The organism is Shewanella nanhaiensis, assembly GCF_019457885.1.
Taxonomy (GTDB): Bacteria; Pseudomonadota; Gammaproteobacteria; order Enterobacterales; family Shewanellaceae; genus Shewanella; species Shewanella nanhaiensis.
In genome coordinates, this window is record NZ_JAHZST010000016.1 from 39625 (window position 1) to 65830 (window position 26206).

The window sequence follows — 26206 nt, forward strand, 5'->3', positions numbered from 1 at the left end:
CGTTAACTGGTTTATTTACATAGCTCTACTATCAGGTTTAAGCGTTTTCTTGAATCATTCACAAAGGGATTGCTCTCATCCCATGCGTAGCCTGCCAAGATAGAGCAGATCATCTGCTTAATCTTATTGTCGGGATCATCATAGAAGATCACATCCTGAAAGCGTCCATCATACCAAGCTTCAACATAAGTGCGGAACGTATCTACACCTCGCATTAGTGGTGCACTATACTCCTGCTCCCAGTTAACTGGGGTACCATTGAGTTGTCTGGCGATACATTTAACCGCCATTGAAGCTGATTGCATCGCAATGGTTACGCCAGAGGAGAAAACTGGGTCCAGAAACTCACCAGCATTACCCAGTAGAGCGAACTTATCGGTTGCTAAGGTGCTGACGTTAGCGGAGTAGCCCTTAAGCAGGGCGCACTCTCTGAGTACTTTTGCATCGGACAGTAGCTGCTTTAGACCTGGCTCCTGTTTGACCATATCCAACAGCAGCTCTTCTAAGTTATCTTCCAGACCATTAAGCAGGTGTGGCTCTCCCACTACGCCGAGTGAGCATTTGTCTTCACTGAGGGGAATTAGCCAGTACCAGATATCTCTATTCTTAGGGTGAACACTCACAAGGATCTTATTGCGATCGAAGGGCTTACCATCGACCTGTTTGTCACCAATATTATCCTGAATATGGGTAAATACTGCGCTGCGATTGGCCAAATTGGAGGGCTTTTCCAGATTGAGTAATCTGGGCAATACACGGCCAAAACCACTGGCATCGAGTAGGTATTTAGCCTTAACAGTGTAAAGCTTATCGGCTTCATCTCTAACGCTTAGGATAGGAGATGTGCTGAGGTCGACAGATTCAACGGTTTCACCATAGCGGATCTCAACTCCTTGCTCGGCGGCAGTATCGGCCAGTAGTTTATCGAAGTTGCCTCGCTCTACCTGAAAAGTTGTTCCCGGACCAGGAGTGAACTTGTCGGTAAAATCAAAGTTGATGTATTGATCTCGGTAGCGAAAAGCTGCGCCATTTTTAAACTGAAACCCAGCTGCGTTGACTGCATCTAGCATATTTGCTTCTTCAATAAGCTGCATGCAGCAAGGGAGCAAACTCTCACCGATAGAGAAGCGTGGGAAATATTGCTTCTCAATAACCACGACTCGTTTCCCAGCTTGATGTAACAGGCTAGCGGCGATGCTTCCCGATGGTCCTGCACCTATAATAACAACATCGATATCGGCTTGGTTGCCTTGTGTTGCTGAGGCTGTTTGCATCACTTAATGGTCCTTGTGAAAGTTTGAATAAATGGGGAGAGTACAAAGGTAAAGACTATCCCTAACAGGAGTGTGAGTCCAAAGTTGTGTATGGCGGGTGTGCTACTAAATGCCAGTAAACCGAACGCTAAAATTGTCGAGCATGCCGACATAAAGACCGCCATCATCACGCCTCTGCTCTGCTGTTTTGATTCGGCAAAGAAGAGGCTATAGTCGACGCCTATGCCGAAAACAAGTATCAGGGCCAAGGCATGAAAAAGAGTCAGGGGCGACCCAATTAACCCAAGTAGAGAGAGGGTTAATATGGCTGAAAGCGCCGGTACTGCGACGACCAAGGCTGCTAGTTTAATACTAAAGCGGGTACTGAATATTACGGCAGCTATGGTCATGGCGATGGCTAATAAGATTAAGGTTAACTCTCGATATTTTCCCATAATATCAGAGATATCACCGACTTTATCGATAAGTTGTACCTCACTGCCATGGGGAAAGAGTTTAGTCAAAGTTGCCAGATCGGTAATGCCCCCCAGTAAAACGATGCTACCAAACTCATCTTGTTGTTCATCGGCTGCGATCCAAAGTGGGGCGAACAGTTGACCTGCATCTGAGTTGATAAAGGAGCTGGCATCAATATATTTTCCAGCGGCCTGTTTATAGCTCTGTTCGAGCTCAGGTTGAAGTGATTCGTCCAGCCCGAGGTTGTTTAAAACATGGCCTAGCTTGTGGTAGATCTTTCCCTGTAACTGGTAGTTATCTGTTTGCTGCTGCTGACTCGGCAGGTAACTTGTCAGGCTAAAAGCATTACCAATTACCCCTTTTTCTATTAGCTTGTTAAGCCTAGGTGTTAGCTGCTCAAGGGATTGAAGCAGTGACTCCTCGCTGTCAGCTCTGACAAGCAGGAATTGATTATCGGTACCGCCGCTGAGCATAGATCTTAACTGCTGCTCCTCGGCGAGTAGAGAATCAGGACTCTGCTGCAGATTTCGAATGTCATCATCTGTGGTCAGTCTGGTGATACCTAGGGAGCAGATTACGAGCAACGCGATAAATAAAAGTAGGGATTTTTTACCCTTTAATCTAGCTTGAAAACGGCTCAATCTGTTTAGGTAGTGCTCAGCAAACTCCAGAGGCGCCGAGCGATCTGGTAGTCTGCCCGATGCTAAAAGAGGGTAAGCCAGTAGTATGGTTAGGTAAGCGCCGATAAGTCCGGCGGCACAAAACACTGCCACCTGCTGCATTCCTGGGAAGGGGGCTAACCCTATACCTGAATAGGCAAGTACGCTGGTTATCAGGGCTAAGGTGATCGCTGGAAAGATATGTTGGATCACTTGTGCGGCGTTAGATTTAGGCTGCGTGAGCCGCTCACAATAGAAGTGAAAACTATAGTCGATGGCGATACCAATCAGGCTAGTGCCAAACACTAAGGTTAATAGGTGAAGCTCTGAAAAAATAGCTAAGGTAGCTACCACGGCGATTAACAGGCTTGTGCCTATGGTCAGCAGGGCGATGGCCAGTGGCATCACAGAGCGAAATGCTAACCAGACTAATAAACTAACTCCGATAAGCGAGGCCACTCCTAAGGTGGATACCTCAGTTTTAGCACTTTGGGTGGCAGCGCTTGCATGAAACAGGGCGCCCGCTTTGAGTACCTTTATATCGGCATCTTGCTGGTGGATCTCATCGAAAGCCTGTTGCAGTACGCTTATCTGTTGCTGCTGAATATTTGGGTTAAACGCGCTGCCAACGCCTTTGGCCATCACTATGGCTGCGACTTTATCTTGAGTTTCTGTATCACTAGCATGCTGGACGCCGAGTAGGATCCCCTGCTGGACTTTCAGTGTTTGCTTAGGCGCCATCGCCTGTAGGTTGGCGGGATATAACAGCAGGGGATCTTTAGCGATAAGTCCACTGCTTGCATAGCCAAAAGCATTGTAGAGCTGCTGCTGAGTTTGGAGAATTAAACTGTCCAGTTTATTTGCGTTAAGCTGCGCCTCTTGTGTGGGGGTGAGCAGGTTGAATCTATGGTTGAAATAGTAACTGTTTAGGGCTTCTGCTTGATTAAGGTCTGCACTTCTTACTTGGGTGAAAGTGATACTCTTATCGCTATTAAGGCTAGATATTAAGGTTTGGGCGGCGAGAACGGCCTGAGCCTCACTGTCAGATAGTAACGCTAGGTAGATGCTATTGGAGAGCTCTTGATCCACGCGATTTAACGCGGTTTGCGTTAAGGGATCTTCCTGTATTTTAGGCAGCATAGCTAAGATATCACTTTGGATCTTAGCGCCACCTTGCCAGAGTTGCAGCCCAGTGATTAAGCTTGAGCAGAGCAGCAGTAACCAAAGAGAAAATTTGAGCTTAGCTGAGCACTGGCTCAGTCGTACGGCAAGCTTATCTATCATGGTTTCTGCTTAGGTTTTGGCTCAGGTAGGCCATCTTGTGATGCTAGCGGCTTAGCTTGTTCCATTGCTGGTTGTGGAGAGATAAGCTGCTTCATCTCCTCATCTAAGGGGCCGCTATTTATCTGTTCAAATTCGATACGACTGGTATCGCCATTGCTACTGAGCAGAGTTAAGCTGTGTAGTTGACTCTCCCCTTGTAGCACCATTTGAGGGATCACTTTGAGCATTAAGGGATCTTTTGGCACTAAGCCTAACTGCCAGTCATTGACCTCTAGGGAGCTACTGGTGTTAGACTCTGCGGCTTGCACTAGATAGAGATTAAATTGATCATCTAGGGCTGTTATCTCACCACTTAACAGTGCTTTTAATAGCTTGGGCATGGTTTCAGCCAAGGCGCTTGCTCCCTGACTTTCATTGGCCTTGGTAATTTGGCGATTGCCTGAGCTATCTATCTGTATTAGCTCGCCATCTTTGAGCACTAATGTTGAAGGAAATGGCGTCGTCTGCTGCCATACCAAGCCCAAACTTGAGTCGAATGCAAACTGCCCATGACTGACTAGGGGCTTTTTAAGTACTTTAAGTTGGCGATATTGAGTAAACTTCCCCTGGGCATTCTCACCAAACTCGAGTCTATCCGTCAGCTTTTCCAGCTGCTTATTGTCAGCTCTTGATTCAAAAAGAGCATCAAATGAGGCTGATTGTACCGTTTGAACACAGAGCAAAGCTAACAAGGTGATAAGCAACGTTGTGCTTAACTTAAGCCCTGTCAGCCTCTTTGTTATCTGCTGCGGTAGAAAAGCTGAGATCATAGGCTAGTGTCCTTGTTGATGTCGGCATGTAGACCTACTTTCTCATCTGTTAAATGCGCAATCTTCTCTCTGAACACATCAGGAGTCACGAAGCACATCTCATTATTTGGCATCTCAACCGCAGCTTGTATAGTATAGCCCTTCGTCAGTCTTTGGTTGCTCTCTAAGTCCCTGACTTGATAAGTGATCTTAAGGCGGTTTTCCCACTCGACTAGAGAGGCGATTACTTTCACTTTTTGATCGAAGGTACTGGGCTGCACATACTTTATCTGCAGATCTATGATGGGCCATGAGTAGCCAGAGGCTTTCATCTCACGGTAACCATATTGGATCTCATCGAGTAGCTTACAGCGAGCCATCTCAAAATATCTGAGATAGTTGCCATGCCATGTGATCCCCATGGAATCCACATCATGGAAAGGGATTAACACCTCAAGCTCTGTGGTTAGCAAAGCCTTCATGAGCAGACTTCCCATTGGCCTTGTTGGATCTTATCGACTGTCTGTCTCAAAATCGGCTCTAAGGGTCTATCTTCGGTAAGTAGCTCAAAATCTGCTTTAACTTGCTCTAGTGTCTTAGCGACGGAAGGTGTCAGTGATGATTGGCATAACTCACCCTGTGCAATTCTCAGATTAATGCCCTGTGACATGGCCAATAGCGCTGCGGCCGCAACTTGCTCTGTCAGTTGCAGTACGCGCATACAGTCACGAGCCGCTATGGTGCCCATGCTGACCTTGTCTTGGTTGTGGCACTCAGTAGAGCGGGAGAAAACACTGGCAGGCATGGTATTTTTTAATGCTTCAGCCGTCCATGCAGAGACGCCAATCTGCACCGCTTTAAAGCCGTGATTGATAGCTTGCCTTGCACCCGTTGAACCAGAAAGGTTCGCAGGAAGACCATTATTGAATTTAGGATCCATCACCAATGCCATCTGACGATCGATAAGATCGGCAATATTGGCAACTGTGTTTTTCATCGAGTCCATCACAAACGCAATATGACCACCATAGAAGTGGCCACCATGGAGAATATGTTCCCCTTCGGCGTCGACGATGGGGTTATCGTTGGCACTGTTTAGCTCTGTCTCAATAAACTGACGCATAAAGGGAAGTGCATCCTGCAATACACCGATAATATGGGGCGCACAGCGAATAGAGTATCTGTCCTGTAATCTGTCAGAGTTTCTTGGGTGCTCGTGGTGATTGAGATCTTCACGTATCCAAGCGGCAATTTTGTTTTGTCCTGGATGGGGCTTAGCGGCAAACAAGATATCATCGAAATGATTTGAGTTACCTTTTAGAGTTAGCGATGCCATGGCGGTGATACGACTAGCCAGTCGACTCAAATATTGGGCTCTGTCGTAGGCTAAACAAGCGAGTGCCGTCATCACTGCAGTGCCATTCATCAGAGCTAATCCCTCTTTAGGACGTAGCTTTAATGGGGTGATATTAAGCTCTGCATAGACATCGGCCGTTGACTGACGTTTACCTTGGTAGATCACGTCACGCTCACCCACTAACACTGCGGCCAGATAGGAGAGTGGGGTTAGGTCACCGCTGGCACCAACTGACCCCTCTTCGGGGATCACAGGTGTGATATTGAGGTTTAGTAAGGTCTCAATTCTTTGTAGTAATTCATAGCTTACGCCAGATTTGCCCACAGCTAGTGAGCTTAAGCGGCAAGCCATAACGGCACGTGACTGCATAGGAGAGAGGATTTCGCCTAAACCGCAGCCATGAAAGCGGGTGAGGTGCAAAGGCAGCTCATGGACAAGATCGAGCCCAACAGTGACCGTACATGAATCGCCGTAACCTGTGGTGACGCCATAAACAACGCCCTCTTCACTGAGCAGGCTGTCGATAAAGTCTGCACCTTTTTGAATATAGCTTTGGTAATCACTGCTCTCTTTAAGCTTTGCTTTGGCGCCCTTAGCAACAGCAACCACATCTTCTAGGCTTAATGCCCTATGGCCAAAGTGGACAATCATATCTTTTGAGCTTGATTGATTCGTCTGAGTCATCTATTTATCAGTCCTATCTTCACCCTGATGTTTGGTCCGCTGGATCTCTGAATCCTTATGCCAAAAATCAAAAAAATTAAACCATTGCAGTGGCTCTCGCCGTGCATAATATTCGAGTCGTGCGCTGTAGTGATGGACGGCTTCTTCGAGCCTTTGCATACGGCCTTTTCTTGGCCCTTTTAATGTGTTTGAAAATGCTTCCAGATGAACATGATAAACCCCTTGCTCTCTTAGGCAGAACATCAAATAAACTGGGCAATCTAATAAACCTGCAAGAATAAAGGGGCCTTGAGGGAAGGGCGCTTCTTTGCCCATAAAGGGGGAGTAAACGACGCGGCCCTGAGTGTTGGTCGAGGTTCTGTCACCGGCAATGACAACAAGTTCACCCAGTTCCACTTTCTGCTGCAATAGCATGGAGGTTGTTGGCCCAAGCTCAGTAACTTGGATCAGATTGAGTGAGCTATCTGGATTTAACTGCTTCAAAACGCGATTGAAGTTTTCCGCATTTTGAGTCATGACCATCACATTCACTTTAACTTGCTTCTGATTAATGCAGATGGCGCGACAGAGCTCAAGGTTACCTAAATGGGAAACCAGTAACACGGCGCCTTGTCCCGCTTCGAGCTGCGCAGCTAATAGCTCTCTGTTGGGAAACTCTATCTGGCTAAGCTGGATGCGATCGCACCAGGCATCAATTCTATCCAGTGCCGCATTACCAAAAGCGATAAAGTGTTTAAGGCTGTGACGCCAGCTTATCTCCTCTTGGAGTTGAGGGTGCTCTGGATCGAATGTCTTTACCTGTTTAAGAAATGCTTGTGATGCTTCACGGGCATGACGACCCGTCAGGAAGAAGTAGAAGATCACTGGGTACATGATAGCGCGGCAGAGCCAATGACCGCCTAGTTTATAGCTAGCAGCAAGGAGTTTGATCCCCCAATAGCTGCCGCGCTCACTTATCCTTGACCAGTGCTGATTACCTTTCTGTTTAAATACTCTCTGGGGCAGGCGCTTTAACATGCCAAACACTAGGCGAGTGTGCATGCTAGATATGCGAATATTATCCCACAGTCCCTGGAAGTGACTGACACCATCTTCTGGATAGATAACCTGAGTCGGCAGGTGGAGCACTTCCACCCCTTGCCAGTGTAAGCGAACTAAGATTTCGATATCGAAATCCATGCGCTCACCTAGGGATTCGGTCAGAAATAGTTGCTCGGTAGCGGCCAGAGGGTAGACGCGAAAGCCACACATAGAGTCTTGTATATCGAAACTTAAGGTTTCAATCCAGACCCAGAAATGGGTAAGGTAGCGAGCGTAGTAGCGCCCTTTAGGGACTGACTCATCATATTGCGGCAATCCAGAGATCAAGGCCTGAGGGTGTTGCTCAGACTTAGCTATCATGGCCGGAATATCATCTAAATTGTGCTGACCGTCGGCATCGACCTGTAGGGCATGAGTAAAGCCATCTTGATACGCTGCTCTTAGCCCTGTAGTGACCGCAGCCCCTTTGCCTCGGTTAAAAGGGTGCTGAATTAAGGTCACCCAAGGGTATTTGGCATCAAGCTCAAGCAGGAGATGGCAGGTTTTATCATCGCTACCATCATTAACTAAGTAGCAGGGCAGATTGAGGTGAGCAAGGGCCTCAAGGGTCTGCGCAATCGCGACTCTGTGGTTATAGTTGGGAATAACTAAGGCCAGTGACATTAGCGAGTCTCTACCTTAGCCAGGCTTGTGTCGCTCAGAGCGATGCGTCCAGAACCAAAACGTTTATCACCATCAAAATAGCTGAATATCAGCTTGGTTTTTGCTGAGTTTAGAGATATCTGCAGTGTGACCTCTGAATCTGGCAACATGAGTTGCTGAAATTTAAGCACCTCTAAGGTGGCGACATCACTGGGGTAGCCAAAGTGCTGGCAACCCATGCGAATAGCCCAATCGAGTTGAGTGACACCGGGAAGCACGGCCTGCTCAGGAAAATGGCCATTAAAAAAAGGCAGATCGGCATCGATGTGCAGACGCCACTCAATACTCTCATCGCTAGTGTGGCTCGAGAGGATCTTAGGTAAGTTGGATTTAATCATGATCGAATAACTCAAGTAGCTGGGCCTGCACGCGTTTACCTTGTTTGTTGAGCGGTAGCGTATCAGGGTAGCGCCAGCGTCTGGGTAGGGTAACCCGTTCAAATTGGGTTAGCAGATGAGCCTTAAAGTGATTGTTTAGGTTTAACTTGCCTTCGCTCTCTAGGGCTTTTTTCCCCTGTTTTGACAGGGTGATGACAGCCCCAAGCTGAGTTCTTGGCTCAGATAACATCACTAGTGCCCCATGTTCAATCAGTGGGTGGCTCTCGAGTAGTGCTTCCATTTGTACTAAGGAGACACGTTTCTCTTCGATCTTAATGATGCGATCTAAGCGCCCACACAGATGGAATAAGCCTTCGTCGACCAGCTCTATCTGATCTTCACATCTTAACCAGTTTGTATCTTCCAGATAGGGCGATTTTAGATTAAGGGCCGAGTCCTGTTTATCCTGTTTAATTTCAATGCCATGGAATACCTGCCAAGCCTGATCTTTTTGAGTCTGGCGACGGAAAGCGATGCCGCCGGTTTCTGTGCTGCCAAAGACTTCAATAGGTTGTTTGCCGTAGCATTGGGCTATCCCTTGAGCCGAGTCGTAATTGAGTGGTCCACCAGAACTGAAGACCAAGCTTGGCGCTCTCAGTTGTGCTTCGTTATCCAGGGCATCGGGCAGACGGGAGAGCTGAGCTGGGCTGCTGATAAGGCATAGATTGGGAAAGAGGCTCGTGTAGTAAGTTAAAGTTTCTGGATATTCCACCAGATCACTTAAAAATGGACGGCTGGCAGCCAGTGGCCACAATATTTTAAACAGAAGCCCATAGATATGCTGATGGGAAACCGTTGAGATCACACTGCATTGAGGCAGATGCTTGGCAAAGGTGTGCTCAAGCACTGTTACTTCAGCGTCGAGCTGATTAAGGGTTTTGTGGATAGCCTTAGGGTGGCCACTGCTTCCGGATGTAAACAGAACCAGCTCACCAAATTGAGTGCTTACCGGCCAAGTCGCACTCGCTAAAGCATGATCCTTTTTCAACATGATGAAGCATTTACCTTCACATATTGCTTGATCAGATATGACACCATCGAACTCATGGGTAATTTCACTTAAGCTGCCAGTTTGGGTATTGGCTGGCAGTATGATCTCTTTGCCAGCAAGCAGGGCAGCACATAGGCCGACGGCAAACAGATCGCTCGATTCACTGGCTAATAACCAACGCTTTGAGGGGGATTGAACTAGTTGCTGATGCAGATGTGCCACCTGGCCAGTAAATACGGCTCCTGTGACAATATCATGGTGATTGAAGCTGATGAGTTGTTGGCTGGAAGGCCCCTTGGATAACCAAGATTTTAATAGCTCTGTCATGACTTTTTTAACCATATAGTTCGATATAACCACTCGCCACCCAGTAGCGAACCGATAAGCAGGTAGGCGATTAGCCCATTATAGAGTGTCCATATTTCTAAGCTTGTATAGCAGGCTGTATAAAGGGCTACACTGCCATTAAAAACAAATAAGCCACACCAGATTAATGTGACTTTTTCCAAGTAAGGCGTCGCTTCATCTGGAAGTTCTGGCTCTTTTAGCCTAGCTAGTCTCTCTACCATGCTGGGGCCTATTTTTAGCGAATAAGCAAATAGGGCGAGCATGCTGAGGTTTATCACCACAGGATAATAGAGTAGCCAATCGTGCCTTTTCGCTATCGCACTGGATGCGGTTAACCCTATGCCGACAGCCACAGGTAAGATCATCGACTTTACCTGCTGTTTTTGTACGATTAAACGTAATATCAGCAGCGAACACAGAACCATAGCTATGGTGCCAGCAGGCAGATAGTTGAGTCCGAAATACACGGCCAAAGGGTAGCCGAGTAAGACTAGACTCGTGACTATTTGCAGAGCTTTTTGTGAAAAGAGGCGCATCGGCTTCCTCACTAGCTTAAACTGCTGTTGGTCATAAAAATAACGGCATTGGCGCTTATACTAGCCCTTCAATCGCTGTGACAACGTCATCTACGGTGCGAACGGCTTTAAACTCTTCAGGTTTAATTTTTTTACCTGTCATCTGTTGTAGTTTTATCACTAGATCGACTGCATCTATGCTGTCTAGATCAAGCTCTTGATAGAGTGAAGCTTCTGGAGTGATATCCTCTGCATCGATCTCAAACTCATCGACCAAGATCTGCGTTAGGGCTTCAAGAATTTGTTCACGGCTTTGCATAATGCCTCCTAAGCTCGCTGGGACTCAATAAAGCTAGCCAAGCTGGCAACGCTATAGAAGTGTGCTTTTGTGGCTTCTGAGTTCGCTTCGATTTTGACATCGAACTCTTTTTTAATCGCTAAGCCAAGTTCGAGCGCATCGATTGAATCTAAACCTAAGCCTTCACCAAATAGGGGGGCTTCTGTTTCAATATCATCAACGGTGACATCTTCTAGATCTAAGCAATCGATGATTAGTTGTTTTATATCGTTATGTAAGTTCATCATTTAGTTAAGTTCTTTTTTATAATAATCTTCAAGGTCTCGAGTGAGTTGGCGCGCCATCTTGGCATCACCTCCCTCTTGAGCATCATACCTGATATGTAACAGGGGGTCGCCTACTTCGACATGCATCCCTATTGTGCGTCTGGGTATTTGATACCAGGCTTCCTGCTTTGTCAGACCTGGAGAATTGGTACGAAGAACCACAGGTAAAAGATCCGTTTTGGTTCTTAGGGCAATATTGGCAGCTCCTCTGGCAAAGGGATTGATTTTAGTGCCAAGGACTGTTCGGGTGCCCTCTGGAAAAATAATCAGATTGGTGCCGCTATCTAACACCTGTTTGCAGTCTTCAAGCAGCAGCTCTGCTCCCCGATTAGGAATGTAGCCTGCACAAGCGACTACGCCACGCATAAAGGGATTACGCCAGATCCCTTGTTTGACAATACAGCCAGCGTTTGGCATTAGGCTGATTAGAACAACCACATCGACTAATGTCGGATGGTTAACGATAACCACCTTGCCTTTAGCTAAGCTCAGGCGCTCTAGATTAACTGGGGTTACCTTAATGACACCTGTCCAGGTGAGCATTTGAACAAAGCCGCGGAACATATGATGTACGGCCTTCTGTACCCGACTTATTCTTTGCTCTGTTGTCCCCGGCCAAAATCTTAACAGGGGCAAAATAGTCAGTGAGCTTAATAAGCCTCCCAGTCCAAAAGCGATATAGCAACTCACACCACCTAGCCAGCGAGGCAGATAGGCTAAGCCTGTTAGCCGAGGTGAGGTTGCGGCGCTAGATGCTAATACTGAATCATTCAAAACTGAGCTTCCACAGATGGTTAGACAGTGCACCTGAGACGGCTCTTTGATTAGCTAAGCCATGAAGAAGTGCCCCATAGCTCAAGGCCTGAGTTGAAGCTAATGTCTCATTATCACAATTGCTAATGCTGAGGGTGGCGTTACTGCTCTCGTTATTGATTGGGCTTAATACAAACGCCATGGAGACCGGAAGACCGGTTTCATCGGTAAATTGGGAGTAGATCTCAGGTACGGGTTCATCGCCAAAAACGAGCATAAGTGGCGCCGGATCTTGATGTAGTTGCCCATAGGCTTCAATAAAGGATTGCAGCAGTGTCTCTTCGCTAGCAGCAATGGATGTGGAGGAGGATTGATCTCCCTTTAAAATACTGTAGATCCCACTGGCGGTGTTATGTACCGATTGACTAAATGCCGTCGGTGAGAGTGGTTCCTGCTCTACCAGATTATCGAGTAAGCCTAAGGTTCGATTGAGCTCGCCATGTCTTGAGGCAAAAATAGAGCGACATGGATTGGGGGCATCACATTGAAATGCGGCTTCCAACTGCATCTTAGTTAGCTTGCTATAACGTCTGCGCTGCATGGCGGGAACTTGAGCTAACTTAGGAGAATGGGGGAGCTCCTCTTGGAGGGGGGCTGATTCAAGCCAGTGCTTCCAATCCTCAGCCTGCTGATATTGAGGTGACCAGGCTCCCCAAGAGCATATGTTAAATGTTAATTGCACCGCACTGCCTCGTTTTCGGCGTTACAGCCGGTAAAAATACGCATATCAGCCACGCAATAATCAGCTGCCATTGGTGGAGAGTATCTTGATACGGAGGTTATTCTACACTAATAAAGTGGTCTTTATGAAGTGTTTTGAGTAACAGCTGTTGCTAGTGTGTGGAGGGATTTGTAGAGGGGTTTATTTTAGTTAACCTGCAGCTAACAAGCTGCAGGTTATCAGGTTGGAGTGCTCTTGGCTGGCACCTCTAGGTGAAATGAGTTTGCAATGGAGTCACCACTGCATCATCCATTCATCTTGAATTAGTTTGCTAGATGCTTTTTCAGCTTGCGCAGTGCGGCCTTCACCTTTTTGCTGTTTTCTGGTCCCATTCTGATCAATAGCTTCTGTGCATTGGGTAGAGCTTCAAGTTGTGGGTCAACAAACTGATAGTTAACACTGACGCCATCAAGCTCTATTGGGCTATCTATGATGGGGGCATCAAGCATGACATCTATGGCTTCAACCATGCGATCATTAAAGCTCATATCCCCATAGCCTAGCTCTTCAAATGCTTCTCCTAACAGGGGCGTTAACTCTTGATAGGTCTTTGCCAACTGCTCCTCATCTAGGCCGCTGACTAAGTCGGCATACAGATCGTATCTGTGGTAGCTGTCTGGATTCAAATAGGTCTTGTTGGTGATCTCTGAAACGGTAAACACTCGATTTGGCGCTTTCATCGGGCTGACTTTGCGGGCGAGCTCTCCTTGGGCTAAGTTGTCCACAAAAACCACAAAATGCCTAACAAGATCTTGCTCAACCATAAGCGGTTCGATCTTCATGCCATCGGCCATCTCAACGGCTTTGATGCTCACAAACTCATCGCTCTGGGATAAGCTTGGCAGAGGTTCAACTTCAGGGACGACAGGAGCCTCCTCAATCACCACTGGCTCAGGTTTTACCTCTATCACAGGCTCAGGAATAGGAGCCTCTGTAGGCAGAGGCTCAGCAGGGACTGGATCTGGCAGTTCGACGACCTCAACGATCTCAGGTTGCACAGGTTCTTGGGAGCTAAAGTAGTAGTAAGCACCACCTGACAGCAGTAATACAACAACGATAGCCACGATGGCGAGGGCATTAGCTCCTGCAGACTTTTCCTGCGGCGCGATTCTATCTTCTTGATTGACTTGCATTTAGCATCCTTTGAACGAACGACTTGATGGAATTGGCATTAATAAGGGCTAGTCACCATTGTGCAATAATCAACGCCCTTGTCTAGCTAAGTTGGACTAATTAAAAAATAATTAACCTAAGGTATCTTTTATTTCAGATATTTAGGCCTGTACGTACTGCTCTCGCTCCCCAAGCCAACGCTGCACTATGCCATCGACATTGTCGGGAGCTTGCTCCATCACATGAACGGCTAGCTTTTGAATATGGGGGATGAGTGATTGGTCGCGGATCAGATCGGCAATTTTCATATCTGCCACCCCAGTTTGTTTAGTACCGAGCACTTCGCCTGGACCTCTTATCTCAAGATCTTTCTGCGCGATAATAAAGCCATCATTGCTCTGCCTGAGTACACCTAGACGCTTTGTGGCCATCTGAGACAGAGGGGCTTTATACATGAGTAGACAGTGGCTGGCGATAGAGCCTCGACCGACACGGCCTCTTAGCTGGTGGAGCTGCGCGAGCCCAAGTCGCTCTGGGTTCTCTATTATCATCAAGCTGGCATTTGGCACATCTACGCCCACTTCGATAACGGTTGTTGCCACCAGTAAGTTAAGGTTTCCGGCTTTAAATTCGGCCATCACAGCCTGTTTTTCAGCAGACTTCATTCGGCCATGAACTAAGCCTATTTTTAGCTCAGCCAAAGCAATCGAGAGCTCGGCGGCGGTATCTTCCGCTGCTTGGCACTCAAGCACCTCTGATTCATCAATAAGGGTGCAGACCCAGTAAACTTGTCTGCCATCATTGGTCACTGCTTGTCTAACACGTTCAATTACTTCGCTGCGGCGAACATCGGATACGGCAACTGTTGTAACCGGTGTGCGTCCCGGCGGCAGTTCATCGATCACTGAGGTATCGAGATCAGCGTAGGCTGTCATCGCTAAGGTGCGGGGAATAGGAGTGGCGGTCATGATCAGCTGATGGGGGTGGAACCCTTGGCTTATCCCTTTCTCTCTGAGTCCTAAACGTTGATGAACACCGAACCTGTGTTGCTCATCTATGATAATCAGCGCCAGCTTATTGAAGATAACCTTATCTTGGAAGATAGCATGAGTACCGATCACCATATGGGCATCGCCACTTTCTATGTCAGCTAGGGATTGAGCCCTTGCCTTTCCCTTAAGTTTTCCCGCTAACCAGCCAACTTTTAGGCCTAAAGGCTCAAACCATTGACTGAAATTAATGGCGTGCTGTTCGGCAAGCAGTTCAGTGGGCGCCATCATGGCTACCTGATAGCCATTTTCGATCGCCTGTAGTGCGGCGAGTGCCGCTACTAAGGTTTTTCCTGAGCCTACATCTCCTTGAACAAGACGCATCATAGGTGATGGTTTTTCAAGATCGCGGCAGATATCCGCACCTACTCTTTGCTGAGCGCCAGTGGGTTTAAAAGGAAGCTCTTTCAGAAAAGGGTTGAGCAGTTGCCCAGTGGCTGGCATAGAGATAGCGTTATCTTGATTACTACGCTGCCTTAGTTTCAACATACTGAGGTTATGGGCCAGTAGTTCCTCTTGAATGAGTCTTTGCTGTGCAGGGTGGTTTCCCTGCTCAAGTTCAAACAGGGCAACGCCAGTGTGGGGGCGATGCAGAAGTTGCAGGGCCTCTTTCAGACTTAAATTATTGGGTTGAAGCTGGGGTGGAAGTAGCTCCTGTAGACCGCCATTCTCCAGCAGAGACAGGGCTTGATCGGTTAACTTGATCCAGCTTGCTTGTTTTAGTCCCTCGGTTGTTGGATACACTGGGGTTAAGGTATCACTGAGGGCTGCAGAGTCATATTCACTGACCAGCTTGTATTCTGGATGTATGATCTCTGGTTGCTGTTTTCCACGGCGGATCTCACCATAGGCACGAATACGAGTGCCATTTTGCAGACCGTTTTTCTGAGCCATGGAGAAGTTAAAAAACCTCAGTACCATTGAGCCTGTATCATCACGCACTGTACAGGTCATCATGCGTTTGCGACCTTGGACTATCTGGCTTGATTGGATCACGGCTTCTATGGTGCCGTAGCTTCCGGGATAAAGTGAGGCGATGGGATAGATCTGAGTGCGATCTTCATATCGTAGTGGCAGGTGAAACAGGAGATCTTGTACTGTATTGATGCCGAGCTTAGCTAAGCGCTCTGCCATCTTCTTGGCAACACCATTAAGTTCAGTGACAGGAACAAGATCGAGTCTATTCAAGGCCTATACCATTTTATTGTTGAGCATGAACTAAAACGAATACTCAAACACTGTATTTATATACATATACTATCAGATAAATGGATGATGGCAATCTTAAGCACTTCTTATACTGATTGGTATTAGTCTGCTTGAGGTTATAGCCAACCTTTCTGTTTGGCAATACGTGCTGCATCAATGCGATTGGAACCATGAAGTTTGCTGGTGGCCTCACTGAGGTAGTTGCGCACAGTGCCTTCGGCGATAAACAGCAGCGAGGCTATCTCCGAGGTGGTTTTGCCTTCGCTGGCCAAGCGAAGTGCTTTGCGCTCTTTATCGCTGAGAGGATCGTTTTCACCGACGGCCATAATGGCCAGTTCAGGGTCGATAACGCGTTTACCGGCCATGACCTGCTTGATCCCCTGTATCAAACTCTCCGAAGGAGCATCTTTGAGCAGGAAGCCACCTGCACCGTACTCGATCGCGCGTTTAATGTATCCCGCTCTGCCAAAGGTAGTGAGAATAATCACCTTGATAGTACTGTCTTGTTGCTGGCACCACTGAGCCAACTCCAATCCGGTTAAACTGGGCATCTCAATATCGGTTAGCAGTAGATCAAAGGCTTGCGTCTTTAATAGCGATAGCGCTTGATCGCCATCGCAGGCTTGAGTCACTTCAAACTCGCCATCTAAGCTGAGCAAAGCCGCCAGTGCGCCTCTTACCATAGCTTGATCTTCTGCCAGTAATATCCTCATTCGATTAGGTTTCCTTGTTTGGGCAATATGATGCTGAAACGACACTCCTGTGTTAGAGCGTAATCTAAACGGCCATGAAATTCAGACAGTCTCTCTCTGATCCCACTTAATCCGTTACCCTCTTTGAGCTGCTTAAGCTTGCCGTTATCGATAACCTCTAGGGTGACATCTGTTGCGGATTCACTGAAACCGATGGAGCAGAGATCGGCCTGACTGTGGCGAATGATATTATTGCAAAGCTCGGTTAAACTTAAGATCACCTGTGTTTCCAGTGCGGCTTTGAACTGTGGGATATCTCCCTCAAGACTCACGCTGAGTCCTTTATCTCTAAGGGTTTGACAGAGAAGCATCACGCTAGATGTTAGCCCCTTATGTTTATAGCCAGATACGGTTTGGCGTATTTGACTTAGGCTCTCTCTGGCTATTTGGTTTAACTCCTTGAGTTGTTCCTGAGCTTGAACTTGTTGATCTTTGTCCAGCAGTTTCTGGGCTAATTCAGCCTTAAGGGAGATGCTGGATAGGTTATGGCCCATGATGTCGTGCAGATCTCTGGCTATTCGTTCACGCTCTAACATGGCCGCTAACTGGCTTATCTCTGATTGGCTTTGCTGCTCTTGGCACTTGGCTTCAACCCGTTTTCGCTCCACAACGCCAAATAGGCCCACGCCCGCGATGAGTAAGCTGCCATAAGTCACAAAATAGTAGTGCTCTATCCCTATGTATAAGTTGAGTGCCCCGAGGACTGCTACTAGGGCGAAGAAGCTGAGAATAGCGGTCTTAAGTGGATAGTAGAAACCGATAAAAAAGCCCGCAAAAGTAAACAGGGATAAGGAGCCTGTGTTGATTGGCGTAATTAATACACCTAAGGCTATCATCACTAAAATTGGAGTGTGAGCCTTGTCTCTTGGGCTGCGATATGCCCAAAAGTAGCAGTAGACAAAGGGGATTAAGGTTAGCAGGCTTACGCCTATCTCCCAGACTTGCATGTTACCGAGGATAAGCGGAATAAGGTAGAAAACCAGATTGATCAGGTAGACCCAAGACAGTTTATCTTCGCTGGTTTGAGTCGTTGTTGAGGCGGTATCTGTATTGTTCATTGTTTTGTCCGGATCACTTAGCTGGATGCAATTAACACCGCCTTAGCGGTGTTAATCGTTATTATTAATTGGCGGCGATTTGATTTTGTTTAAGTAGAAAGTTTGCCCAGCCGTAATCAGCTTGTACTTCTACTGCCGCTTGCCAATCGGCGATCGCGCCTTGACTATCTCCTGTGCTCTGTTTTGCCAGTCCACGCCAAGTGTAAGCTTCAGCGTGACCCCAACAGATCTCATCACAGGGAGTCTCATAAAGTGCTATCGCTTTACTGCTTAATTCCATTGCTTTTTTCATACTACCACCAAAACTAACCGGTGTGTTGAAGGCGGATATCGCCTGCACTAGTACAACACGGGGATTGGTGGGATCCAATAACTGAGCTTGTGCAAGTGCTTGGCCAATTTTAGGTCCTAAACTCGCGCCACGACTACTATCAAGCGCAATCTGCATACCGTAAACTGAAGCGAGTAGGGCTAAGTTCTCAGCATCGGCTTGGTCTAGGTTCTCTAGTGTGGCTTGCGCCGATGTTAGTGCGTTTATAGCGATTTCACCTTGACCGAGTATGTTAGCGGTAATGGCTAAACGGTAATTAGCATAGGCTCTGTCATAATTTTGCGTCTGCTGACTGAGGTTTTGCAGTGCCGCCATATTCATGGTGTTTGAAGCTTCATCAATAGCTGGGATCTCGTTAGCGTGAGTTAGGCTAGGTAGTAGAGCAATGCCAGCGATAAGAATGGATGCTTTCATGTCAATCTCCTTTTGTTGGGTACAGAACAATTATGGAGATAGGCGAGGTTTTATTGCAGATACAAAGGTCATGAGATCGGTATGACAAATGTCACTTTCGATGCAATTGGTATACTCAAAACCACTTCAACAAAAAAGCCATCGGTATGTCGATGGCTTTATAGTTTCGCACTAGCAGTAGCTTTTAAGCAGAGGCTTGGGAGATCAAATAGCCGATATAGGCTACATAGCCCAGTAAAAGGATCCCGCCTTCACGTCGGCCAATTCTAAATCCGGTCCAGGCAAAGGGAAGGACTATTAGTGCCAGTAGCAACATAACAAGCAGATCAAAGTCTTGAATGCCTGCCGCTGCAATTGGGTGGATAAGGGCGGTAATACCCAATATACCTAAAATGTTAAACAAGTTAGAGCCAACGATATTGCCTATGGCGATATCACTTTCTCCCTTACGGGCCGCAACAATCGAGGTGACAAGCTCAGGCATACTAGTGCCGATAGCCACAATCGTTAAGCCGATGATCACTTCGCTGATCCCAAAGGTTTTTGCTAAGTCTACAGCGCCATCGACAAAGAGTATGCCTCCGCCAACTAACATGCTAATACCGGCTATGATGAACAGTACCGATAGCATAGGGTGTTGTGGGCTAGTATCTAGCTCCTCACCATCATCGCTGTTTTTACTACTGAAGTAACTAAAGCTGAGGTAACACACTAGCAGTGTTGTCAGTAATGCGCCGTCCCAGAAGCTGAGCTGGCCATCGAGCAGAAGACCCCAGAACAGCATCGAGGCTGCGATCATAATCGGGATATCACGCTTAACCATTTGAGATTGAACCTGTATTGGACGGATCAAAGCTGTAATGGCTAAAATTAGGCCAATGTTGGCGATGTTTGAACCTATGACATTACCCAGTGCAATACCACTATTACCAGCAATTGCCGATTTTAAGCTAACAGCCAATTCTGGTGCACTTGTACCGAAAGCGACAATAGTTAAGCCAATGATAAGTGGGGCGATCCCAAGCTTTAGGGCGATAGCGCTAGCACCACGAACTAGGGCTTCTGCTCCTAAAGTTAGGATGACAAAGCCACCGACAATAGCGAGTAAAATTAACATATTTGGTTCATCTTTAAGCAGGATAGAATTTGGGATACGCTAGCTTAAGGATTTTTGATAACAAGGCAATAAACTTTAGCTGAGCCAGCATTAATCTTAATTAATTAAGGTATATTGTTAATAAGCGAAAAAAGAAAGCACGCTCGAAGCGTGCTTTAAAATTAACGACTTGCTAGAGCCTAGAGCTCCTCCTCCCAACGGACCTTGCCGCCACGAATACCATCGACAGTATCACTGAATTTTTTCTCTAAAACATGGCGCTTAATCTTCAGTGTGGGCGTGAGTATATCGTTGTCCACGTCCCAAGGCTCAGTGACAACGATAATGGCGTCGACCGTTTCATGGGACTCGAGGTTAGGGTTGATACTCTCAAGGGTAGCCTTAAGTGAGCTGCGAACCTCCTCTCTGGGCTGAAGCCTTGCGCCTTCGGAGAGTTGCACCAGTGCAATAGGGTGGGGCAGGCCGGAGCCGATAACACATAACAGTTCGATATGCGGATCTTGGGCCAGTTTGCGCTCGATAGGCACGGGGGCAACATACTTACCTTTGGAGGTCTTAAAGTTATCTTTTACTCGCCCAGTGATAGAGACGCAACCATCGGCATCGATTGAGCAGAGATCGCCTGTGCGGAAAAAGCCCTCTTCATCGAATGATGCTGCGGTAACCTCATCTTGTTTATAGTATCCCGTCATCAAGCCTGGGCTTTTTACCAATAGCTCACCACTTTCGGCTTGCTTGATAAAACTCCCCTCAACGGCTCGACCTACGGTGCCAATTTTGCTGGCATCGAAAGGGTAGTTGATAATGGAGTAGGCACTGTTCTCTGTCATGCCCCAGGCTTCACTGATGTTGAGACCAATTTTGTGGTACCAAGCGATCAATGAAGGTGGGATAGGCGCAGAGCCAGAACCGAGCAGACGACAATGTTCAAGGCCTAAACCCGCATGAATTTTCCGCTTCACTATGCCACTGATGATGGGCAGCTTAAGTAGGAAATTTAGCTTATCGTAGCCAATTTTATCGATAATGTTTTTCTGGAACAGACTCCAGAGACGTGGCACCGAGAAGAATACCGTTGGCCTTGCACGCTGCACATCGGCAACGAAGCTATCTAGGCTCTCGACAAAGGCCACGCTGCTGCCTGAATAGAAAGAGGAGCCCTCCATCGCGACACGCTCGGTAATATGAGCGAGTGGCAGATAGGAGATGAGTCTGTCTTCGACATCAGTTTTAAGATCGCGTACAACTGCGTTACAGGTCCAGCCATAGCTAGCAAATGTCTGTATGGCGCCTTTAGGCTTACCCGTTGACCCTGAGGTATAAATTAAGGTCATGATCTGCTCTGGTGTTGCAAAGGGGACATCAATCAATGGTTGGCCTAGTTTAAGCAAACTCTGCCAAGAGTATTGCGCCGGCATTGTCTCATAGGGCATCGCCATTCTGAGAATATCACCACCGACGCCCGCTTCCTGATCGGCCCAGTAATCTAACTTACCGATAAAGATGGCTTTGGCTTCGCTGTGTTCAAGCACATAGCGAATTGTGTCGGCGTTGGCGGTTGGATAGATAGGGACACTGATGTAGCCGCCATGCATGAGGGCAAGATCTGTAATAAACCATTCGGCGCAGTTCTTCGAAAGCACTGCGACTTTATCACCGGGTTCTAGGCCTAAATGCCTTAGCGCCCCTGCAATCTTCTGCATCTGCTGCTGCACATCTCGCCAAGTAAAGTCTTGATATTGGCCGTTGATGGGTTGCCTAAGATAGGTTTTATCACCCTGTTTGTCGACCCACTGGGATAGCATCTCAACAGGGGTTTTCATTGTCGATTCCATCAGCGACTCCATGATTAATTAGTTACTTTCAAAGGAAATGTTGTTGATTTTAGTTTTTATTGATTAGCCGCTTTGAGTATGGCGAAAAATGTGATCTATGACAAATGATTTGAATAATTGTGACGGGAATCGATACAAAATGAGATAAACCTTTAAATGAAGGCTGAGTGCATTTTCTATCTGTTAACTTGTATCTTTATTGCTATTGGGCTGGGTAGTTAAAGTTTGCTATGGAGGTTTAGATTGCAAGTATTTTGAACAAAAATAGAATACAGTGGACTAAAAGGGTATATGTGATTTTAAAATGGAGTTTAAGTTGCTAAAAATCAAATCGTTAATTCTCGTTTATATATGTACAGCTATCTGTGCCTTTTCCCAAAATGCTCTTGCTAAAAGCACTGTTGCTGAGCCTAGTCAGCAGGAGATTGATAGTATTTTTTCCGAATGGGAGCAAGTTGACCAGCCTGGCGGTACAGTAGCAGTAATTAAAGAGGGGAAACTGATTTTCAGTAAAGGGTATGGCTTAGCCAATATCGAGCACTCTGTCCCCAATACTCCAGCCACGGTATTTAGAATTGCATCCACCTCAAAACAGTTCACCGCTGCCACGATTATTTTGTTAGTTCAGCAACAAAAATTGAGTTTAAACGACTCGCTCTACTCTTTCTTTCCTGAGTTTCCAGATTATGCAAAAGAGATCACCATAAGAGATCTACTCCACCACACTAGTGGAGTGAGAGATCTTTTTAACCTTAAAGAATTAAAAGGTTTCAGAAAAGATGATTACTATGATGACGCAGAGGTCATGGGGTGGCTAACCGCTCAACCATCACTTAATTTCACCCCAGGGGAGGAGTTTTTATACAGTAATTCAGGCTATTGGTTGCTTGGGCAAATAGTGCAAAAGGTAACGGGAGCCTCAATGGCCACATTTGCCGACAACGAAATTTTTAAGCCGCTGAAGATGAGCAGTACCCTGTTTCATAATAATCATAACCGTATTGTGAAAAATAAAGCCTATGGATATACCCCCTTCTCTGGATCTGAGTTCGAAATTAACATGTCAACATTAGATCTCATTGGCGATGGCGGCATTTTGACTACCATTGAAGATCTGAAAAAGTGGGATGATGAGTTTTATCAACAAAAAGTGTTCGATAAAAGCTTCTGGGAAATGATGACTACAGTTGGGAAGCTCAATAATGGTGCGTCACTTGAGTATGCTTCAGGACTACGTATAAGTGATTATAAAGGGCTTAAACAGATAGACCATGCTGGGTGGTTTGGCGGTTTTAAGTCGAACCTGATTAGATTTCCAGAGCAAAAACTTTCAGTCATAGTCCTTGCGAATCGAGAAGATGCTTACTCGACAGGCTTAGCACATCAAGTTGCCGATCTGTATTTAAGTCAGCACTTCAAAAAGGAGGTCGGCAGTGAGCTAGAGTTTATTGAGCTCAACGCTGAGCAGTTAAAAGGTCTTCCTGGTCACTACTGGAGCGGAGACAGAAACGATTCACGTCATGTGTATATTAAAGAGGGAAAGTTAAAATTATCACCAGCTCCCAAACGAGAATATGACTTAGCGCCTCTTTCAGAAACCCAGTTTAAGTTAATGGGGGTTTCAGCTAACGTCATCATCACTTTTATGCCTAAAAGCAGACAGATGTCAGTCTCGGTAAATGGTCGGGAGCCTTTTATATGCGATCAGTACATGCCTGCCAATTACACCAAGGAGCAACTAGCCCAATTTACGGGACGTTTTTACAGTGAAGCGCTCATGGTTAATTATCAGATCAAGGTTATTGACGGTGAGCTACAACTTTACATCGGTAACAGGCAAGTTTCTAAACTCGATGCACCACAGCGAGACATGCTTGTCAGCCGCAGCCTTGGTGTCATCAATATAGAAAGAGATTCCGAGGACACAATCACTGGCTTCAAGCTCTCCTCAAACCGAGTTAAACATGTTCAATTTGAAAAAATATTGGCTAAATAGTCGATCTCAAAGAAGATAAACATGGACAGGCATAGCAAGTTGCGTGAACTTCACGCTCCTTACTAAACTTTAAAGGATATACCAGTCTTTTGTTTATTCCTGAACTAGTTTCAGGAGCCAGTTTGAAGGTTTTGGATTAGTTGGTATTTGCAAGTGTATTGAAGCTTATATCTTCATGGTTGTCTATCGCCTCCTGCGGGGGAATGTGCAGACACTTCTACGAGACGCCGTAAGCACATCTGACCGCCATGGATGGTGGAAATGCAGAAAAATGTCTGGAACATTTTCTGCCCTGTGGGCTCTACCAAAACCAATAACCTCCCTGTTAAAGTGCCAGTTCGACATCCCAGTCTCTCGTTCGAAGAGTATCACTTCATGATACCTCACCCTGTTTTGGAAGCTCGCAGCCGTATCTACACTTGTTGATTCTAAGCAAGAGTATCTCCTCGATTTGATTTCATTGCTGTAGCTTCGTAACTCACTTATGCCCCTTTATCAGTTTCAGGCGTTAATCTCACAGATTAAGTAACAAGCCTGCAGACCTACTTTTACTAATCGATAAATGACTGTTACTGATTACTTTCGATAAAACATCAATATCAATGCTTACTTTGCAACTTTCGTGCTCGTTTATTCAGCACTACTCTGATAGAGTGCTTATAAATCAATGGCTTTACTTTAGCAAAGCTTAAATAATAGGTTTGCTAAATGGGCATGCGCGTTTTGTCAAATATACGCGCGTGCGCACTATACATATGTGAAAAGGTAGATATGTACGTATTCTCAAATATTAATGCTGAAGATGACGCGGCTTCTCTTTGGGCGTTACAGTGTTTTTTAAAACATGAATGTGAGGTGCGCTTAGGCGCTGTTGCGAATGATAAGAAAATTTATCAGCCAGTGTTTGATGGTGATAGACCGAACATAGTCAATACACCTAATTTAGATGGTGCTTTTGCATCCTTAAGTAATGCAGCTCGTAAATATTGGCCTACAACTCTTTATGAGCTAGCTCATGAGACGGTTCACTTATTAGACCCTATCGAAGGCTACACTAACTACCTTGAGGAAGGATTTGCGGTTCATTTTTCAGTAGAAATGTCAAAAGCATTTACGAACCATGCACAACAACCAAATTGTCCATTCTATTTAGAAGCCTGGGATTTAGTAAATAAGCTTTCGGATGACGTTTACGATGCGGGAACAAAAATAAAGGCTCATTTTGGTAAGTTGAGTCTGGCAACACCTGAAGGTCTAACTGCACTGTTTCCAAACATACAACTAGCTGAAGCAGAGAGATTATGCTCGGAGTGTAATTTCACATAACAAGCCAATAAATAACGGACGCGAAACAGTTCGCGGCGCTCTTTTTTCGTATGTCTAGTCAACTATTTACGTGCCGATTATTGGGTGTTATGTTTTTAAACGAGTAGGAAATAGTAGATGTTTTCAAAAGCAGTAAATAATTTTAAGTTGATTAATCCTTTACCTGCGTTTTGGTGGCTCGGTATTGGCTATATAGCTCAATACTTCTGGCCTGAAACGCTTTTAAATTCGGATAATATGTCAGTAACATCTTTTCAAGCAGGTGTCGCTTTGTCTGTGTTACTGGCACTAATCGCTCTATTTATAGCATCTGTCTTTTATGAAAATAGGCCAAATGAAAGCAAATTTCTTAACTTTATGTATTCAAGTTCAAAGCAATTTTCTGAATTAGCTATGGCTGTTTTTGGTTTTTCCTCAGCATATTTTTTCCATAACGAAACCTATCTTTTAGCTTTATCCCTTATTCTTTTATCAGTTCTACTGGCTACCGCTGTTAACCATATTTTTCTTGTTGTGTTTAATGAAAACGAGACTGGCACTTTAAAGTTCATTTTAGGGCTAGATCAAAAATATAAAAAAGAATGGTGTAGTACATCAGTAAAAGTAATTGCAGGTCTAGTGGCACTAGGGACGTTTACATTTTTGGTTGCATTTATCCTCGGTTTGCTAAAAGCATAACTAATAACGTAGCCAGCGGAGTATACTGCTCGCACAACAAATTGATCGCTGTACGAGTTTATGATTATAGTTTCGAACGTAATTCTGAGCCTAAATTATTTAAGAACATCATATTGGGTTCTAATAAATAGTAGAAGTGAGTTGCAAATTTAGTAATCTTTTCTCCCTTGGTCCATTTAGAAGGTTCTAAATCCGCTAAGGTTTGATTGACTTCACCTGAATGCTTAAGGCAATTATTCAGTAATTTGAGTTCTTTGAACTTATCGAAGTGTAAAATGGACTCAACGTCAATTCCAATAGCATTAAAGTGTTCAGTAAGTTTATCTGTAATATAAAGCTCATTAATTTTTTTATTGCTGAATAACTTCGAGGCTTTAGCGGCTTTAGCGATTCGAACCTCAATGGTTTTATAAAGCCCAATAATAGCCAGCTCTTCAGCTAACTCTTGAGCCTCTTGAGCATAGTTTATGTCATCACTTAAAAACTCTAGCTGAATTTGCTTTTGATCTTCAGTCAGGGTTTGGTCATTCTCAATAGACTTTGCTGTTTTGATGGTATTTTGTTCTACATGCTGTGTGTAAACACTTGATCCTGAAAGAAGGTCCATCATTACGTTCATATCTAAGTCGGTAAGCAGCATAATCTGCATTTTTTCTAAACTTTGTTTTTGGAACATTACTGATTCCTTATCTGT

Annotated in this window: 24 protein-coding genes; 3 read left to right on the forward strand and 21 right to left on the reverse strand. The window is 45.7% G+C overall.

The window, feature by feature from the left end; all coding sequences use genetic code 11:
* Positions 1-11: 11 nt before the first annotated feature.
* From K0625_RS18725 to K0625_RS18820, 20 genes are all read right to left on the reverse strand, one after another.
* Positions 12-1274, reverse strand: coding sequence for an NAD(P)/FAD-dependent oxidoreductase (locus K0625_RS18725; RefSeq protein WP_220111148.1), 1263 nt, complete (start codon positions 1272-1274; stop codon positions 12-14).
* Positions 1274-3673 carry an MMPL family transporter gene (locus tag K0625_RS18730; RefSeq protein ID WP_220111080.1) on the reverse strand — a complete coding sequence of 800 codons (2400 nt, stop codon included), beginning with the start codon at positions 3671-3673 and terminating at the stop codon, positions 1274-1276. The genes K0625_RS18725 and K0625_RS18730 overlap by 1 nt, the downstream gene beginning before the upstream one ends.
* Positions 3670-4482, reverse strand: coding sequence for an outer membrane lipoprotein carrier protein LolA (locus K0625_RS18735; RefSeq protein WP_220111081.1), 813 nt, complete (start codon positions 4480-4482; stop codon positions 3670-3672). The genes K0625_RS18730 and K0625_RS18735 overlap by 4 nt, the downstream gene beginning before the upstream one ends.
* Positions 4479-4943: an acyl-CoA thioesterase gene (locus tag K0625_RS18740; RefSeq protein WP_220111082.1), complete on the reverse strand. Its 465-nt coding sequence runs from the start codon at positions 4941-4943 to the stop codon at positions 4479-4481. Before K0625_RS18740 ends, K0625_RS18735 begins: the two co-directional genes overlap by 4 nt.
* Positions 4940-6502 carry an HAL/PAL/TAL family ammonia-lyase gene (locus K0625_RS18745; protein WP_220111083.1) on the reverse strand — a complete coding sequence of 521 codons (1563 nt, stop codon included), beginning with the start codon at positions 6500-6502 and terminating at the stop codon, positions 4940-4942. The genes K0625_RS18740 and K0625_RS18745 overlap by 4 nt, the downstream gene beginning before the upstream one ends.
* A complete protein-coding gene (locus K0625_RS18750) occupies positions 6503-8206 on the reverse strand; it encodes a glycosyltransferase family 2 protein (RefSeq protein WP_220111084.1) in 1704 nt (567 codons plus the stop codon). It lies immediately after the preceding gene.
* Positions 8206-8583, reverse strand: a complete 378-nt coding sequence (locus tag K0625_RS18755) for an ApeI family dehydratase (RefSeq protein WP_220111085.1) — start codon at positions 8581-8583, stop codon at positions 8206-8208. The genes K0625_RS18750 and K0625_RS18755 overlap by 1 nt, the downstream gene beginning before the upstream one ends.
* The gene (locus tag K0625_RS18760; protein WP_220111086.1) at positions 8576-9940 is read right to left on the reverse strand and encodes an AMP-binding protein; all 1365 of its coding nucleotides are present in this window, start codon (positions 9938-9940) and stop codon (positions 8576-8578) included. The genes K0625_RS18755 and K0625_RS18760 overlap by 8 nt, the downstream gene beginning before the upstream one ends.
* Complete coding sequence (locus K0625_RS18765) at positions 9937-10497, reverse strand: COG4648 family protein (RefSeq protein ID WP_220111087.1); 561 nt, start codon at positions 10495-10497, stop codon at positions 9937-9939. The genes K0625_RS18760 and K0625_RS18765 overlap by 4 nt, the downstream gene beginning before the upstream one ends.
* Positions 10498-10552: 55 nt before the next feature.
* A complete protein-coding gene (locus K0625_RS18770) occupies positions 10553-10795 on the reverse strand; it encodes an acyl carrier protein (protein ID WP_012327172.1) in 243 nt (80 codons plus the stop codon).
* Positions 10796-10803: 8 nt separating this feature from the next.
* Positions 10804-11058: a phosphopantetheine-binding protein gene (locus K0625_RS18775; protein ID WP_041418391.1), complete on the reverse strand. Its 255-nt coding sequence runs from the start codon at positions 11056-11058 to the stop codon at positions 10804-10806.
* A gap of 3 nt (positions 11059-11061) precedes the next feature.
* On the reverse strand, positions 11062-11874 hold the full coding sequence (locus tag K0625_RS18780) for a lysophospholipid acyltransferase family protein (RefSeq protein WP_220111088.1): 813 nt from the start codon (positions 11872-11874) through the stop codon (positions 11062-11064).
* A complete protein-coding gene (locus K0625_RS18785; RefSeq protein ID WP_220111089.1) occupies positions 11867-12595 on the reverse strand; it encodes a beta-ketoacyl synthase chain length factor in 729 nt (242 codons plus the stop codon). The genes K0625_RS18780 and K0625_RS18785 overlap by 8 nt, the downstream gene beginning before the upstream one ends.
* Positions 12596-12897: 302 nt before the next feature.
* Positions 12898-13767 (reverse strand): DUF3014 domain-containing protein, encoded by an 870-nt coding sequence (locus K0625_RS18790; RefSeq protein WP_220111090.1) that lies wholly within the window; start codon positions 13765-13767, stop codon positions 12898-12900.
* 141 nt (positions 13768-13908) lie between these two features.
* Positions 13909-15984 carry an ATP-dependent DNA helicase RecG gene (recG, locus tag K0625_RS18795; protein ID WP_220111091.1) on the reverse strand — a complete coding sequence of 692 codons (2076 nt, stop codon included), beginning with the start codon at positions 15982-15984 and terminating at the stop codon, positions 13909-13911.
* Positions 15985-16121: 137 nt separating this feature from the next.
* Positions 16122-16718, reverse strand: coding sequence for a response regulator transcription factor (locus K0625_RS18800; RefSeq protein ID WP_220111092.1), 597 nt, complete (start codon positions 16716-16718; stop codon positions 16122-16124).
* On the reverse strand, positions 16715-17815 hold the full coding sequence (locus K0625_RS18805; protein ID WP_220111093.1) for a sensor histidine kinase: 1101 nt from the start codon (positions 17813-17815) through the stop codon (positions 16715-16717). Before K0625_RS18805 ends, K0625_RS18800 begins: the two co-directional genes overlap by 4 nt.
* 64 nt (positions 17816-17879) lie before the next feature.
* Positions 17880-18560 carry a tetratricopeptide repeat protein gene (locus K0625_RS18810; RefSeq protein ID WP_220111094.1) on the reverse strand — a complete coding sequence of 227 codons (681 nt, stop codon included), beginning with the start codon at positions 18558-18560 and terminating at the stop codon, positions 17880-17882.
* Positions 18561-18744: 184 nt separating this feature from the next.
* Positions 18745-19677 (reverse strand): calcium/sodium antiporter, encoded by a 933-nt coding sequence (locus K0625_RS18815; RefSeq protein WP_220111095.1) that lies wholly within the window; start codon positions 19675-19677, stop codon positions 18745-18747.
* Positions 19678-19856: 179 nt separating this feature from the next.
* Positions 19857-21512: an AMP-binding protein gene (locus K0625_RS18820; RefSeq protein ID WP_220111096.1), complete on the reverse strand. Its 1656-nt coding sequence runs from the start codon at positions 21510-21512 to the stop codon at positions 19857-19859.
* 316 nt (positions 21513-21828) lie between these two features.
* On the opposite strand from K0625_RS18820, the gene K0625_RS18825 reads away from it, so the two are divergent.
* From K0625_RS18825 to K0625_RS18835, 3 genes are all read left to right on the forward strand, one after another.
* Positions 21829-23508, forward strand: a complete 1680-nt coding sequence (locus tag K0625_RS18825) for a serine hydrolase domain-containing protein (protein ID WP_220111097.1) — start codon at positions 21829-21831, stop codon at positions 23506-23508.
* A gap of 771 nt (positions 23509-24279) precedes the next feature.
* Positions 24280-24834, forward strand: a complete 555-nt coding sequence (locus K0625_RS18830) for a hypothetical protein (RefSeq protein WP_220111098.1) — start codon at positions 24280-24282, stop codon at positions 24832-24834.
* Positions 24835-24951: 117 nt separating this feature from the next.
* Positions 24952-25512: a hypothetical protein gene (locus tag K0625_RS18835; protein WP_220111099.1), complete on the forward strand. Its 561-nt coding sequence runs from the start codon at positions 24952-24954 to the stop codon at positions 25510-25512.
* Between the two features lie 64 nt (positions 25513-25576).
* Here the strand turns inward: K0625_RS18835 and K0625_RS18840 are convergent, their stop codons facing one another.
* Positions 25577-26188 (reverse strand): hypothetical protein, encoded by a 612-nt coding sequence (locus tag K0625_RS18840; protein WP_220111100.1) that lies wholly within the window; start codon positions 26186-26188, stop codon positions 25577-25579.
* Positions 26189-26206 lie beyond the last annotated feature (18 nt).

Bases quoted from the DNA above. Each gene is read 5' to 3' on its own strand.
- K0625_RS18725 (WP_220111148.1), bottom strand. From the start codon at position 1,274: ATGCAAACAGCCTCAGCAACACAAGGCAACCAAGCCGATATCGATGTT.
- K0625_RS18730 (WP_220111080.1), bottom strand. From the start codon at position 3,673: ATGATAGATAAGCTTGCCGTACGACTGAGCCAGTGCTCAGCTAAGCTC.
- K0625_RS18735 (WP_220111081.1), bottom strand. From the start codon at position 4,482: ATGATCTCAGCTTTTCTACCGCAGCAGATAACAAAGAGGCTGACAGGG.
- K0625_RS18740 (WP_220111082.1), bottom strand. From the start codon at position 4,943: ATGAAGGCTTTGCTAACCACAGAGCTTGAGGTGTTAATCCCTTTCCAT.
- K0625_RS18745 (WP_220111083.1), bottom strand. From the start codon at position 6,502: ATGACTCAGACGAATCAATCAAGCTCAAAAGATATGATTGTCCACTTT.
- K0625_RS18750 (WP_220111084.1), bottom strand. From the start codon at position 8,206: ATGTCACTGGCCTTAGTTATTCCCAACTATAACCACAGAGTCGCGATT.
- K0625_RS18755 (WP_220111085.1), bottom strand. From the start codon at position 8,583: ATGATTAAATCCAACTTACCTAAGATCCTCTCGAGCCACACTAGCGAT.
- K0625_RS18760 (WP_220111086.1), bottom strand. From the start codon at position 9,940: ATGACAGAGCTATTAAAATCTTGGTTATCCAAGGGGCCTTCCAGCCAA.
- K0625_RS18765 (WP_220111087.1), bottom strand. From the start codon at position 10,497: ATGCGCCTCTTTTCACAAAAAGCTCTGCAAATAGTCACGAGTCTAGTC.
- K0625_RS18770 (WP_012327172.1), bottom strand. From the start codon at position 10,795: ATGCAAAGCCGTGAACAAATTCTTGAAGCCCTAACGCAGATCTTGGTC.
- K0625_RS18775 (WP_041418391.1), bottom strand. From the start codon at position 11,058: ATGAACTTACATAACGATATAAAACAACTAATCATCGATTGCTTAGAT.
- K0625_RS18790 (WP_220111090.1), bottom strand. From the start codon at position 13,767: ATGCAAGTCAATCAAGAAGATAGAATCGCGCCGCAGGAAAAGTCTGCA.
- K0625_RS18800 (WP_220111092.1), bottom strand. From the start codon at position 16,718: ATGAGGATATTACTGGCAGAAGATCAAGCTATGGTAAGAGGCGCACTG.
- K0625_RS18805 (WP_220111093.1), bottom strand. From the start codon at position 17,815: ATGAACAATACAGATACCGCCTCAACAACGACTCAAACCAGCGAAGAT.
- K0625_RS18810 (WP_220111094.1), bottom strand. From the start codon at position 18,560: ATGAAAGCATCCATTCTTATCGCTGGCATTGCTCTACTACCTAGCCTA.
- K0625_RS18815 (WP_220111095.1), bottom strand. From the start codon at position 19,677: ATGTTAATTTTACTCGCTATTGTCGGTGGCTTTGTCATCCTAACTTTA.
- K0625_RS18820 (WP_220111096.1), bottom strand. From the start codon at position 21,512: ATGGAATCGACAATGAAAACCCCTGTTGAGATGCTATCCCAGTGGGTC.
- K0625_RS18830 (WP_220111098.1), top strand. From the start codon at position 24,280: ATGTACGTATTCTCAAATATTAATGCTGAAGATGACGCGGCTTCTCTT.
- K0625_RS18835 (WP_220111099.1), top strand. From the start codon at position 24,952: ATGTTTTCAAAAGCAGTAAATAATTTTAAGTTGATTAATCCTTTACCT.
- K0625_RS18840 (WP_220111100.1), bottom strand. From the start codon at position 26,188: ATGTTCCAAAAACAAAGTTTAGAAAAAATGCAGATTATGCTGCTTACC.